This window comes from Legionella waltersii, assembly GCF_001468085.1.
Lineage (GTDB): Bacteria > Pseudomonadota > Gammaproteobacteria > Legionellales > Legionellaceae > Legionella > Legionella waltersii.
On the sequence record NZ_LNZB01000006.1, the window covers coordinates 126,495 to 139,733 of the forward strand.

Genomic DNA, 13,239 nt, shown 5'->3' on the forward strand with positions numbered 1-13,239 from the left:
TTCATTTAAACTTAATCATGCCCAAGGATGGAGTAATTTCATTGCCGGTTTCATTAACTTACTCACCACGGATGCCTTAGCATGAACTTTTATTTTATAGGCATTATGAGTGGCCATTTTTTCGATGAGATAGTCATCGCTTGTTGATAGTTGATCGACTAGTCGAAGTTCAAATGCGTCTTTAGCGAGCCAATGTTCTCCGGTTGCAACTTCATCGATATCGATTTGTTCACGGTTTTTAAGTACAAACTCCCTAAATGCAGCATGTATTTTCTCAAGATCTTCTTGGAATTTTTGTCGACCTTTTTCAGTGTTTTCACCAAATAAGGTTAAAGTGCGTTTATATTCGCCAGCGGTTAGTAGCTCTATATCAATATTGTTGCCTTTAAGCCAGCGATGGAAATTAGGGATTTGTGCAACCACTCCAATGGATCCAATGATAGCAAAGGGAGCAGCTATGATTTTATTAGCTACACAAGCCATAAGATAGCCACCACTGGCTGCAACCTTATCAATACTTACAGTCAATGGGATGTTTTTATCGCGAATACGTTGCAATTGAGACGCAGCCAGTCCATATCCATTCACTGATCCACCTGGGCTTTCTAATCGAATGAGGATCTCATCCTCTGGCTTTGCAACAGTAAGAATGGAGGTTATCTCTTCACGCAATTGCTCTGCCTGGCTGGCTTTAATATCACCATGAAAATCAATAACATAAAGTGTGGGTGGCTTAGTTTTTTCTTTTTTCTTTTTGCTTGGCTTTTTACCTAGAATTTCTTTATTCATATGACCATTGAGATGTTCATACTCTTCATTTAGATGAGTAATCTCTAATTTCGGTTTTGTTTTTTTGCTGATCGAAAAAGAACCCGCTAAGAGGAAAAGCATAGCAAAGACAATGGTTAAGGACTTTAGAAGAAACATCCCATATTCACTAAGAAATTCCATAATATACCTTATAAAAAATAAAAGAGATTATGGCTCTCCAAAGATTGCTTCGCAAGTCTTGGTAAGGTTTTATTATTAGGGAAGGAGAGGATTATGGCGTTCTGCTTTTACTTTTCTCCATTATTCAACAGATCCAAGGCTTTCTCAATGTTATGTTTTAGAAATAACTTATTGAAAGAATCAATCTCTATTAAACAAGTTTTGGATTTGTTGCAGGTCCTGCTATAGTAAGACACTTTTTAACCGGGTATACAATGGCCTATGCTGGATGTTATTGAGCTCAACTTTGATTATCAAGACAAGCCTCTACTCAGGAATGTTTCCTTTCAACTACCCGCTGGCGGACTATTGCATTTGCGAGGAGCCAATGGGGCTGGCAAAACTACTTTACTTAAATTAATTTCTGGATTGCATCAGCCTGAGTCAGGAAAGATTTTTTTTTCTGGGCAACTGATCAATGAGAGGTTGGGTGAGTATCAAAAGAATATTTGTTGGATTGGTCATAAACCTGGAATAAGTTCTTATCTTACTCTTAGAGAAAATTGTCTCTTTGATATGCATTATTATCAATCACCATTAAATGTTCTTGAGCTGAGTACGGTGTTTAAGTTAGACGATTATTTGCATACACCATGCAGTATTCTCTCTGCAGGTCAAAAAAGACAGGTCGCTTTATTGCGTTTATGGATGACAACTGCAAAATTGTGGCTTCTGGATGAACCATTTGTAGCTCTAGATGATAATTCTTTAAAGATCCTGATGCATAAAATTCAGGAGCACCGTGAGCAAGGAGGCGCTGTATTGGTGACCTCTCATCAAGAGTTACCTTTAGAGAGCGTTCAATATGAGGAATATTATCTATGACCTCATTATTTTTTAGTCAATTAAAGCGTGAATTCCTCATTCAGATGCGACAAGTCAGAAATGTTATCAACACCTGTTTGTTTTTTTTAATGATACTCTTTATTTTTCCGATGACTTTAAAACCTGATATTCAGCTGTTGCAGTTGGTTGCACCTGGTTTAGTTTGGATGGCAATGTTGTTATCGCTGTTGATGTCCTCTGAACGTTTATTTCAGCAGGATCATGATCAAGGAATTATTGAGCAGTGGTTGGTGAGCGGTAGATCCATAAGTGTGATTGTAACCGCCAAAGTCATTGTGCATTGGATACTTAATACAGTACCAATTATTCTCTTAACACCTATATTTGCCTTGTTATTCTCCCTCTCTTTCCAAAATGTTGTGGTATTCATTTTAAGTATACTTTGTGGAACACCGGCTATTTTATTTTTATCTGCGTTAGCTGCTGCGTTTGGTATGGGGGGCAATCAAAAAGGCGCATTAATGGCTTTGATATTATTGCCTTTAACGTTACCGATATTAATTTTTGGAAGTGGAGCAATGTCAATTGGTATGCAAGGTTTTCCAATCAGCGGCTACCTGGCGATATTACTAGCAATTTCCTTGCTAGCGGTTGGGTTTTTGCCTTTTGCGATTGCAGGCGCTATTCGGGTTGGACATGCTGATTGATTAAGGGGTTCAAATAGGTGTACCTATTTGGGGTTTATGCGTTCAATGAAAGCGAATTTCTTTTTTCTAGATCCACCTAATCGAGCCTCCATTTCATTGTGCAACGCTCTAAATGCATGATAAAATCTCTCTTTTTTGGTTTGATTGTTTCCTATGTGGAAGTTTTTATATCAATTGGCTTCGCCCAAATTTTTTCATGCCTTTACAGGTCGAGTTCTTCCATGGATATCTTCAACAGCTCTGTTGGCTTTAGTGATTGGTATTTGTTGGGGATTAATAGTTGCTCCAGCAGACTATCAGCAGGGAGAGGCATATCGTATCATCTATGTCCATGTTCCCAGTGCCTTTTTATCCATGGCACTTTATGCTTGGATGGGTTTTCTCTCCATTTTGTTACTGGTTTGGCGTATTAAAATAGCGGGCATGCTCATTCAAATCATTGCCCAACTAGGTGCATGTATGGCCTTTTTAGCTCTTGTAACTGGAAGTATTTGGGGTAAGCCTATGTGGGGTGCTTGGTGGGTATGGGATGCGCGTTTGACCTCTGAACTTGTACTTCTATTGCTTTATTTGGCAATTTTAGCTACCCACCAGTCTATTAAAAACAAGGAAGCCGGAGATAAAACGATCGCTATTCTGACTTTAGTCGGATTAATTGATTTACCCATCATTCATTATTCAGTGTATTGGTGGAATACCTTACATCAAGGGGCCACTTTATCGGCTTTTGCCAAACCTAAAATAGATGCATCAATGTTGTATCCACTGTTAATTAGTTTGCTCGGCTTTTTTCTTTATTCTCTTTGGATCATTCTTGAAAAAGCACGCAATGAAGTGCTGCTTAGAGAAAAACGCCAGTCGTGGGTAAAGCAACATATAGCGGGAGAAATGAATGCATCAGTTCCTTGATTGGATCGCTATGGGAGGATACTCCCTTTATGTTTGGCCAGCTTATTTTTTGGTGTATGGTATATTGCTGTTGAATGTTTTTAGAATGAAAAAACATAAATCTCGTATCTACACTAGTTTAAAACATTGGTTTAAGAGAGAGGACACATGACATCAGCAAGGCAACGTAAACTATTGATGCTTGTGTTTTTTTTAAGCATTATATCCATCACAGCGGCTCTGGTCCTCTATGCATTGAGGCAAAACATCAGCCTTTTTTACACACCTAGTGATGCGGTCGATGGCAAAGCTCCAATGAATCAACTTATTCGCATCGGTGGTATGGTTGAGCAAAACAGTATCCTTCGTGCACAGGAAGGATTAAACGTGCAATTTAAAATTACTGATTTCGATAAAACAATTGTTGTGACGTTCACTGGAATTCTTCCGGATTTGTTTAGGGAGGGGCAAGGGATTGTTGCAGAAGGTGAATTAATCGATAAACAGCACTTTAAGGCCAAACAAGTTTTAGCAAAACATGATGCGAATTACATGCCCCCTCAGGTTAAATCAGCTTTAGCCAAAAAGGTGAACACATGATCGGTGAATTAGGCGTTTTCTTTCTTATTTTGGCTTTAGTGTCTTCCATGCTATTAGCAACAATACCCATGTTAGGTTTGGCTTTCAAAAAAGCAGATTGGATTAGTTCAGCAAGGCACTATGTCATTTTGCAGTTTGTTTGTGTTGCTCTAACTTACCTCTGCTTGACAGCTTGTTTCATGATGGATGATTTTTCGCTTATCTACGTCATGAATAACTCGAGCGTAGTGTTACCTTGGTTTTATAAACTATGTGCTGTTTGGGGCGGACATGAGGGGTCAATGTTGCTCTGGGTTACTATCTTAAGCTTTTGGATGCTGATGATTTGCATCTACAGCAATAGTTTAGATCAAGAAATGCTAACCCGAGTTTTGGTCGTTCTTGGTTGGCTTAGTATTGGTTTTATATTGTTTTTACTGCTAACGTCTAATCCTTTTTTACGGCAGTTTACAGTTTTAAATACTCAAGGGCGTGATTTAAACCCTTTACTTCAAGATCCTGGATTTCTATTCCATCCACCTATGCTGTATATGGGTTACGTTGGATTTTCGGTTGCCTTTGCTTTTGCTATAGCAGCCCTCTGGGCAGGTAAAGTTGAGGCAGCCTGGTCGAAATGGACAAGACCTTGGACTTTAGCTGCATGGTGTTGTTTGACAGCAGGTATAACTCTAGGAAGTTGGTGGGCTTATAGAGAGCTTGGGTGGGGTGGTTGGTGGTTTTGGGATCCCGTTGAAAATGCATCCTTTATGCCATGGCTTGTAGGTACTGCTTTGTTGCATTCCCTTGCTGTGACTGAGCAAAGACAACAATTTAAAGCCTGGACTATGCTTCTTGCGATCACGGCATTTTCTTTAAGTTTAATTGGTACTTTTTTAGTTCGTTCAGGAGTGCTGACTTCAGTCCATGCTTTTGCAGTTGATCCACAACGTGGTATGTATATTTTATGCTTTTTATTGTTTGTTATAGGCGGCTCACTGGTTTTATTTTTATTGAGAGCGCAAACTTTACAAGTCACTAATCATCCTAAGCCATTTTCTAAAGATGGTGCTCTCCTTCTGAACAACGTGTTTTTAGTTGTTATCATGTTAACTGTCTTGATGGGTACTGTGTATCCTTTAATTATTGAAGGCTTGAGCTTAGGCAAGTTATCCGTTGGCGCCCCTTATTTTAATTCCGTATTTGTTCCGCTGATGATACCTTTGCTGTTGCTCATGGGAGTTGGGATTCATTTAAAATGGCAAAGTGATAGTTGGAAAAAAATATACACCAAACTGAATAAACTTTTTTTGTTCAGCTATTTATTTCCGTTAGCAATTTTGTATTTTACCAGCAAGCAAATGAATTACTCAGCGCTTTTAGGTTTAAGTTTAGCGTTCTGGGTTATCTTGAGCACATTGAGCTCAGTGTTAAAGAGAGCCCGTGAAAGAGGTATTTTTGGAATAGGGCAAGCCTACTGGGGTATGGTTTTAGCACATTGTGGAGTAGCTATAACGGTAATTGGTATAGCGGTTTCTACTGCTTATGGGGTTCAAGATGATGTAAGCATGGCGCCTGGAAAGCAAATTACATTGCAAGATTACTCCATTAAATTTGTCCATCAAAAATCCTTAAATGGTCCCAATTACAAAGGAACTCAAGCTAAGTTTGAAATTCGTTACCAAAATAAAGTGAACTACATCTATCCCGAAAAAAGAATTTACACCGTTGGGCAAATGGCTATGACTGAGTCGGCTATCGATGTGACTGCATTTAGAGACATTTATATTGCTCTAGGTGAGCCTTTGAATGATGAAACCTGGTCAGTGCGTGTGTACTTTAAGCCCTTAATTCGTTGGATTTGGGCAGGTGGGTTTATGATATTGGCAGGCGGGATATTTGCGCTTACTGATAGGAGATATTTTCAACGTAGAACCGTTGAGATAGCCGCTGCTCAGGGGGTGTCGGTATGAAGAGGTTTGGATGGCGTAGCGTCCCGGTTCTATTATTTTTGCTGCTTTGTTTGTTTTTATGGAGAGGATTGTTCCTTAATCCACACTACTTACCCTCAGTACAATTAGGCAAGCAATTACCACTATTTAACCTACCGCAATTAGATAAACCAAAAGTTACCTTTAGTAATGCAGAATTGAGTAATAACGTACTTCTTCTAAACGTATGGGCTAGCTGGTGTCAAGCCTGTGTGGAGGAGCAAGTGCTTTTAATGCAACTAGCCCGGCAAGGCGTTCCTATTTATGGGTTAAATTACAAAGATGATCCTCAGCAGGCTTTGCAATGGTTGTCACAATGGGGTAATCCTTATCGTATGATTGGACAAGATAAATATGGAAAATTAGCCATCGATTTAGGTGTTTATGGTGCTCCGGAAACTTTTGTTATAGATAAAAAAGGGGTTATACGCTATAGACAGGTTGGAATTATGACTCAAGAAATCTGGGACAAGGATATACGCCCATTGATGCAAGAATTAGAAAAGGTGGTTTCTTGATATGAACAAAAAATTACTTGTGGTTTTATTTAGCTGTTTATTCTCCCCCTTTCTCCTAGCGAATAGCACTTACCCTCTAGAAACAGCGAAGCAGGATGCTCAATTTCAGCATTTACTCAAGGATTTACGTTGTTTAGTGTGTCAGAATCAAGACCTAGCCGATTCAAATGCGGATTTAGCAAAAGATTTGCGCGCACAAGTTTATCAATTAGTAAAAGATGGCAAAAGTGATAATGAAATCATAGAGTATCTTAGCTCGCGTTACGGTGACTTTATTTTGTTTAAGCCCCCTGTTAAAACAATTACATGGCTATTGTGGTATGGGCCTTTTGTCTTTTTGGCATTAGGATTCTTCATTTTTTGGCGCACTTGTTTTAAGAGAAATTCCGTATGAATGAATGGTGGTTGATCGGGCTTATATTTAGTATCTCATTGGTAGTTTGCGCGGTGCTTGTTTTTCCATTGCGTCGATCGCGCATTCTCAGTGCAAGTTTGGTATCTGGAATAATGCTCTTTGTGGTTATTACTTATTATTACTGGGGAAACTTTGAGCAATGGCAAGACTATATCCATCGCCAAGAAGCACAGCAGCTCGCAAAAAACATGCTGAAAACAATTAAAAGCCCACAAGAACTGATCAATAAACTAAAAAATAAGTTAGATGATAGTCCAAGTAGTGCAAAAGGTTGGTTTCTTTTAGGACGATTGTACAGTAGTCAAAATGAGTTGAAATTGTCAGCGGATGCTTTCGCTAAAGCACACCAATTGGATTCTTCTAATGAACAATACACGGTACATTATGCCCATAGTTTATGGCAGATGAATGATCAAAAATTTAACTCGACTATCTTGGATATTTTTAATCAATTGCTAATCACCAATCCTAAGCAACCAGATGCCCTCGCAATGCTTGCTATGTCTGCTTTTATAAATCAGGATTATGAAAATGCAATTAACTACTGGCAGCGTTTATTAAAACTCGCACCAGAACAATCTGAAGAAGCCATGGCAATCCGAAAGGCAATTGCTAAAGCACAAGAAAAATTGAATACAAGGAGAGCTTATAATGACTGATAAAGTCTACCAAATTGTGGAGTTAGTAGGAACTTCTCAAGTGAGCATTGAAAAAGCGATTGATAATGCTATTGAACAGGCATCAAATTCTCATGGCAAGTTGGATTGGTTTGAGGTGGTTCAAACCAGAGGTTTTATTGATCACAATAAGGTGAAGTATTATCAAGTTCATCTGAAAATTGGATGCAATATTTAGTCGGAATTCTGCGATCAGATAGCATCAAGGTTGATATTTAGTAAGAATTCTGCGATTAGGGAGCATTAAGGTGACGGATCTTGGTGGGGTCCGTCACCAAGTTTGTTTGTCCCCAATACTACTTTTGGTCTTGTATTTTGGGGATCTAGGAGACAGTAGGGATTAACAACCAGCAGCTAATACTAGTACACACTATCAATTAGCAGGATGAAATAGATTGGAAATAGATTTTCCTCTTCCTTACGGTCGCGACTTGGTTAGCACAAATTTTATCCGAGCTGCGACTGTGAATGCTGAGGAGTCGACTCAAATTATAGTGCCCCAACTAATCTCTTCACTGATGGTCAGTAAGCGTAGGTACGGCGCTTCGCCTAATGGCGCTGCCTTAAGCAGCGTCATTCGTGAAAGCGGATAGTTTCGTATCCGCTTGCTGACGCGCGCGGCTCGGTTCACTCCCTGCTGTGACTAGCATTTGATTCAGACAGCAAAGAAGGAACCGAGCCGCGCGCGTCAGCAAGCGGACCGATGCTGGCCGGATGGATGAACCTAGTGACACCGCTTAAGGCAACGCCATAAAGCGTATCATCTGACCTTTGCTATAAATGCCCCTTTAAAAAATGAGTCGATTCCTTAACTTTGAAGGAGTTGATGCATTATCAACTAATGTTTGAACGGGCAAATACCTTTTAAGGCCTCAGGAGCATGTTCTGAAAGCACATCCTTATCCATTCCAAGAGGATTGTTAAGCATATTTTTTCCAATACTACTGTTTAATTCATGTTGTTGGAGAAAACCGATGAGCTCTTTATCAGTCACAGTTGCTATTTGCTGAGGTAACATTTCAATACAGTGAATATAACGAATACCCTGTTCATCATTTTTTAGGTTTTGTTTCGCAAGCATTTCTTCGAAATATTGTCTCTCGATCAACTGTTCTCTTGGACCTGAAGCCACAACAATTAAAACGCGAGTATTCTTCACTTGAATTAAATGTTTATCAGTCCAATCAAGAAGAATTCTGTGCATTCCTTGTAGCTGAATTTTGGTGGCGTAAGAAGCACAGTGGGTATTTAATTCTTGACTCGATTTCAGAAACGATTGAAGGAGTGATTTCATTTCTTGTTCATTATTACCTTTGCTTAGAGCTTGAATTGCAAAAGATAACAATAAATCAATAGGATCTCCCTTAGCTGTGCTTAAAGTATCATTAGGTGCCGTCGATTCGCAAAGTTGCTCATAGAGTTTTGCAATGAGCTCCTGATCGGATACCAATAGTTTCAATTGATTAAGACAGCAAATAATCTGTTGAATATCCCTGTAATGATAGGGTGTCATTGCTTTTTTCTCTTGCAGAGATTGCATTACCATGCTCAACCAAACAGAACAATGAGACAGTGACTTGATAAATTGGTAAGCCTCTTTGACAGCAGGAGTATTGCGTCGAGCAATAAGTTCTAGATCATTGATTGAATTTTTATTCCAAAGCGAGAGATTACCTTTATGATAAATAATGACGTGGTCAATACCGACTAATGGAGTCTGGGAGGCGTAATGTTCATGGCTTTGCAAAAACTGCTTACTTAACTGCTGTGAAATATTTAAACATGTAACGGTTTGTGGTTTATTGGAGAAGAAGCGAGGCGATGTTGTTTGGTGATTTGGTTTATTTGGTAAAAAGATACCTCCAGGTTTTTCCATGCATAGGACGGCTTTGGGTTTTTTTAGACAGTTGATGAGATCTTTGAGAGAGTTTTGATAACATGATTGCCTCCATTTGTGATTAAATATTAAACACTGTATTGAGATACTAAACGGATTTGTTGGGATTTGTCAACTCGATTTAAGGTTTAGAAATAAAAGGATTGTCTTTTATATAAAATCGCAATAGTTCTTGCGCCCACTCTTTTGCATAATGAACACCTATTCTTGGTTTTTTAACGATGCAAAAACTAGGTTCATCGATCTGTTTGGCAATATAAAAATCGGAGCTCAGGAGATCATGCTTATTCAGTGATTTATCAATGTGCATGGCTTTAGACAACAGGCCTGGTCCCTGGGTTTTTAGGTGAATATTTTGAACGGGTTCCATTGCCCTTAACAGTACAGCCGTTCCTGAGCCTTCTTTCTCCGTAACAACATTCATGCAATAGTGCATGCCATAAACAAGGTATACGTAAGCAAAACCTGCTGGACCAAACATCACTTGAGTTCTTGGGGTGATTCCTTTCGAGGAATGACAGGCTAGATCGTGCTGGCCAAGGTAGGCTTCGACCTCGACTATCCGTCCTATACGCTCGATGTTATCGCTTCTGTGGATGAGGCATTTTCCTAAAAGCTCTTGGGCAACCAAAATCGTATCACGCTCATAAAAAGATCGATCCAGTTTTATCACTTTAAATGATTACTCCGATTCAGAATGGCTATTTAAGGCTTCTAGAAATTGTTCCCCATAGTGTGCAAGTTTATGTTGTCCTACACCGGAGACATCAAGCATTTTTTCCAGTGTTTGAGGTTTAATCTGCACCATATCATGCAAGGTTGCATCACTAAATATCATAAACGGTGGTTTATTTTCTTCTTCAGCTAACTTACGTCTTAAACTACGCAATGTCTCAAAGAGAGGACTGCTTTCAGAATGGATTACCGGACGTTCTTTCCTTTTCTTTTTGGAACCACTGATGTCATTCACTGGAATCGTTAAATGGATGCGTTCTTGTCCTTTGAGAATAGGGACAGCTTTTGCTGTGAGCTTTAACACATTAAAATGCTCTGTATCCTGTATACAGTATTCTTTATGAATGAGTTGCCAGGCTAAGTGCTTCCAATAGTTAGCGGATTTGTCTTTTCCAATTCCAAAAGTACTTAGTCGGTCATGGCCAACTTGTTTAATTTTATCAGATGAACTGCCTCTTAATACGTCTATAGTATGACCTAGACCGTAATTTTGTCGTAGGCGGTAAATGCAGGACAACAATTTTTGAGCATCTTCCGTAACATCTTCTGTTGTAGGCGGGTTATCACAGACGTCACAATACTTGCATTGTTCATTGGAAACCTCATCGAAGTAACGTAACAATATTTGTCTTCTGCAATGAGATGCTTCAGCAAAAGCAAGCATATGATTGAGCTTGTTGTTTTCTATTCGTTGTTGATCTTCATTAGGCATGGCATGAATCCATGCTCGCAACCTTGCGCTGTCCGCAGCGTTGTACAGTAGAAGTGCTTGCGCAGCTAAACCATCTCTTCCTGCGCGGCCTGTTTCTTGGTAGTAACTTTCTATGTTTTTGGGTAAATCAAAGTGAATGACGAAGCGGACGTTTGGTTTATCTATGCCCATGCCGAAAGCGATAGTAGCAACAACAATATCAATTTGGTCATAACGAAAAAGAGTTTGCACCTCTCTACGTTCATGGTGAGACAGCCCTGCATGGTAAGCCCTTGCTTTATACCCCATCTCCTGCAACTTACTTGCTACAGATTCTACACTGTTTCTTGTTCCACAATAAATAATGCCGGATTGTTGAGTGTCGTTTTGTAAAAAGTTATCCAATTGTTTATAGGAATTGCTTTTTGCGAGGACTTTATAATGGATATTGGGTCTATTAAACGAAGCAATAAATCGCTTTGGTGAGTATTTTAATTTGATGACAATGTCTTCTCGCGTTTGTTTATCTGCTGTTGCGGTAAGGGCAATGATTGGTACTGTAGGGAAGTGAGTTTTGAGAAGGCCTAGAGAAGCATACTCAGGTCGAAAGTCATGACCCCATTGCGAAATACAATGCGCTTCATCAATAGCAAATAGAGCAATCGTGCATTCTTTTAACCGCTCTAAAAACGCTGCACTAATTAATCGTTCTGGGGCTATATACAGTAAATCAAGTTCGTTATTATGCAACTGTGCTAAGACTTGTCTAGCCTCCTCGCTATTTAATGAAGAATTGTAATAAGCCGCATTGATTCCTTGTAATTTTAATGCAGCAACCTGGTCCTCCATCAATGCGATTAACGGTGAGACGACAATTCCAACTCCAGGACGCACAATAGCTGGGATTTGATAGCAGAGTGATTTACCACCACCCGTTGGCATCAAAACCAATACATCTTGTCCAGAAATTACCTCATTGATGATTTCCTCTTGAGGATTCCTGAATGAATCAAAACCAAAATAGTCTTTTAAAACAGATATAGCGGTTTTATTTGTTGTTCTAGGTTGCGCTAAAGTTTCCATGTGATTATTCTTATTATCTTTCACAGGCGCTAAAAATTCGCAATAATATCACTTTTTAATTGAGCGTCATAAATATATCTAAGGACGGTGTATGGATTTTCGATTCACTGAAGAACATTTGGCCTTTCGTGAAATGGCCGCTGATTTTGCTCGCGATAAATTAAGCCCCATGGCAGATAGCTGGGATGAGCACAGTTATTTCCCAGTAGAGATCTTGCGTGAGGCGGCCAAATTGGGCATGGCAGGAATGGTTGCTCGTGAAGACATAGGTGGGGCGCAATTAAGTAGGCTTGATGCCGCTTTAATCTTTGAGCAACTAGCGACAGGTTGCATTGCTACAAGCGCTTATCTTTCAATTCATAACATGGTTACCACTTTAGTCGATAAATACGCTGGTGCAGAATTAAGAAAAAAATGGGGACCCAAGCTAACCTCAATGGAAGTTATAGCTAGTTATTGTTTGACTGAACCTGAATCAGGCTCTGATGCCGCTTCCCTAAAAACAAAAGCCGTCAAAGAGGGTGATCACTACCTCTTAAATGGGGCAAAGGCTTTTATATCAGGAGGCTCTGCAAGTGATGTGTATTTATGCATGGTTCGTACGGGTGATGAGTCTCACTTAGGAATCAGCTGCCTGTTGATTGAAAAGGACACTCCAGGATTAACTTTTGGAAAATTAGAAAAAAAAATGGGCTGGAGGAATCAACCCACATCCATGGTTTATTTCGAAAATTGTCGAGTTCCAGTCACGAATCGTGTGGGTGATGAAGGGATGGGATTTAAAATAGCCTTGAATGCACTTAATGGTGGTCGAATTAATATCGCGTCTTGTTCTTTGGGAGGAGCTTTGGCTTGTTTAAGGATGACTCAGTCCTACATGCACGAGCGGAAGCAATTTGGAAAAAAATTAACCCAGATGCAGGCGTTACGTTTTTATTTTGCTGATTTACTTACCGATTATGAAGCAGCACGCTTAATGGTGTATAGGGCTGCAACAGCTTTAGACAATGAGGACAAAAAAGCCCCAATATACTGTGCAATGGCGAAACGTTTCGCAACTGACATTGCGTTTCAGATTAGCGATAAGGCAATGCAAATTCATGGTGGTTATGGCTATTTGCGTGACTATCAGATAGAGCGCATATTCAGGGATTTGAGGGTACATCAAATTCTAGAAGGAACCAATGAAATCATGCGCGAAATTATTGCTAAGGCCAGTTTGGATGATGACTATTTTATTGAATGACTTTTCCGCTTACTTACGTACGCAGCTCGGTTAGAGAAT

15 protein-coding genes are annotated in these 13,239 nt (G+C 39.5%); 11 read left to right on the top strand and 4 right to left on the bottom strand.

Annotated elements, in window-relative coordinates:
- Nucleotides 1-15: 15 nt before the first annotated feature.
- Nucleotides 16-951, bottom strand: coding sequence for a protease SohB (sohB, locus tag Lwal_RS01595; RefSeq protein ID WP_058479177.1), 936 nt, complete (start codon nt 949-951; stop codon nt 16-18).
- A 261-nt stretch (nt 952-1,212) separates the two neighbouring features.
- Between sohB and ccmA the strand changes: the two genes are divergently transcribed.
- The 10 genes from ccmA to Lwal_RS01645 all read left to right on the top strand — a co-directional run bounded on the left by ccmA (nt 1,213) and on the right by Lwal_RS01645 (nt 7,726).
- A complete protein-coding gene (ccmA, locus tag Lwal_RS01600) occupies nt 1,213-1,815 on the top strand; it encodes a cytochrome c biogenesis heme-transporting ATPase CcmA (RefSeq protein ID WP_058479178.1) in 603 nt (200 codons plus the stop codon).
- Nucleotides 1,803-2,483 (top strand): heme exporter protein CcmB, encoded by a 681-nt coding sequence (ccmB, locus tag Lwal_RS01605; protein ID WP_408607317.1) that lies wholly within the window; start codon nt 1,803-1,805, stop codon nt 2,481-2,483. Before ccmA ends, ccmB begins: the two co-directional genes overlap by 13 nt.
- A gap of 153 nt (nt 2,484-2,636) precedes the next feature.
- The gene (ccmC, locus tag Lwal_RS01610; protein WP_058479180.1) at nt 2,637-3,392 is read left to right on the top strand and encodes a heme ABC transporter permease CcmC; all 756 of its coding nucleotides are present in this window, start codon (nt 2,637-2,639) and stop codon (nt 3,390-3,392) included.
- A gap of 10 nt (nt 3,393-3,402) precedes the next feature.
- Nucleotides 3,403-3,543: a heme exporter protein CcmD gene (ccmD, locus tag Lwal_RS01615; protein WP_231951047.1), complete on the top strand. Its 141-nt coding sequence runs from the start codon at nt 3,403-3,405 to the stop codon at nt 3,541-3,543.
- Complete coding sequence (gene ccmE, locus Lwal_RS01620) at nt 3,540-3,971, top strand: cytochrome c maturation protein CcmE (RefSeq protein WP_058479182.1); 432 nt, start codon at nt 3,540-3,542, stop codon at nt 3,969-3,971. Before ccmD ends, ccmE begins: the two co-directional genes overlap by 4 nt.
- A complete protein-coding gene (locus Lwal_RS01625; protein WP_058479183.1) occupies nt 3,968-5,920 on the top strand; it encodes a heme lyase CcmF/NrfE family subunit in 1,953 nt (650 codons plus the stop codon). The genes ccmE and Lwal_RS01625 overlap by 4 nt, the downstream gene beginning before the upstream one ends.
- Nucleotides 5,917-6,456 carry a DsbE family thiol:disulfide interchange protein gene (locus Lwal_RS01630; protein WP_058479184.1) on the top strand — a complete coding sequence of 180 codons (540 nt, stop codon included), beginning with the start codon at nt 5,917-5,919 and terminating at the stop codon, nt 6,454-6,456. The genes Lwal_RS01625 and Lwal_RS01630 overlap by 4 nt, the downstream gene beginning before the upstream one ends.
- A gap of 1 nt (nt 6,457) precedes the next feature.
- On the top strand, nt 6,458-6,850 hold the full coding sequence (locus Lwal_RS01635) for a cytochrome c-type biogenesis protein (protein WP_058479185.1): 393 nt from the start codon (nt 6,458-6,460) through the stop codon (nt 6,848-6,850).
- A complete protein-coding gene (locus Lwal_RS01640; RefSeq protein WP_058479186.1) occupies nt 6,847-7,530 on the top strand; it encodes a tetratricopeptide repeat protein in 684 nt (227 codons plus the stop codon). Before Lwal_RS01635 ends, Lwal_RS01640 begins: the two co-directional genes overlap by 4 nt.
- Complete coding sequence (locus Lwal_RS01645; protein ID WP_058479187.1) at nt 7,523-7,726, top strand: dodecin; 204 nt, start codon at nt 7,523-7,525, stop codon at nt 7,724-7,726. Before Lwal_RS01640 ends, Lwal_RS01645 begins: the two co-directional genes overlap by 8 nt.
- Before the next feature lie 660 nt (nt 7,727-8,386).
- On the opposite strand, the gene Lwal_RS01650 is transcribed toward Lwal_RS01645, so the two are convergent.
- The 3 genes from Lwal_RS01650 to recQ form a co-directional block, all read right to left on the bottom strand.
- Entirely contained in the window at nt 8,387-9,424 is a 1,038-nt protein-coding gene (locus tag Lwal_RS01650; protein WP_058479188.1) for a hypothetical protein, read from the bottom strand.
- Nucleotides 9,425-9,566: 142 nt separating this feature from the next.
- On the bottom strand, nt 9,567-10,118 hold the full coding sequence (locus Lwal_RS01655) for a DNA-3-methyladenine glycosylase (RefSeq protein ID WP_058479189.1): 552 nt from the start codon (nt 10,116-10,118) through the stop codon (nt 9,567-9,569).
- A 9-nt stretch (nt 10,119-10,127) separates the two neighbouring features.
- The gene (recQ, locus tag Lwal_RS01660) at nt 10,128-11,954 is read right to left on the bottom strand and encodes a DNA helicase RecQ (protein ID WP_058479190.1); all 1,827 of its coding nucleotides are present in this window, start codon (nt 11,952-11,954) and stop codon (nt 10,128-10,130) included.
- A 91-nt stretch (nt 11,955-12,045) separates the two neighbouring features.
- Here recQ and Lwal_RS01665 point away from each other — a divergent pair, with 91 nt between their 5' ends.
- A complete protein-coding gene (locus Lwal_RS01665) occupies nt 12,046-13,200 on the top strand; it encodes an acyl-CoA dehydrogenase family protein (protein WP_058479191.1) in 1,155 nt (384 codons plus the stop codon).
- Nucleotides 13,201-13,239 lie beyond the last annotated feature (39 nt).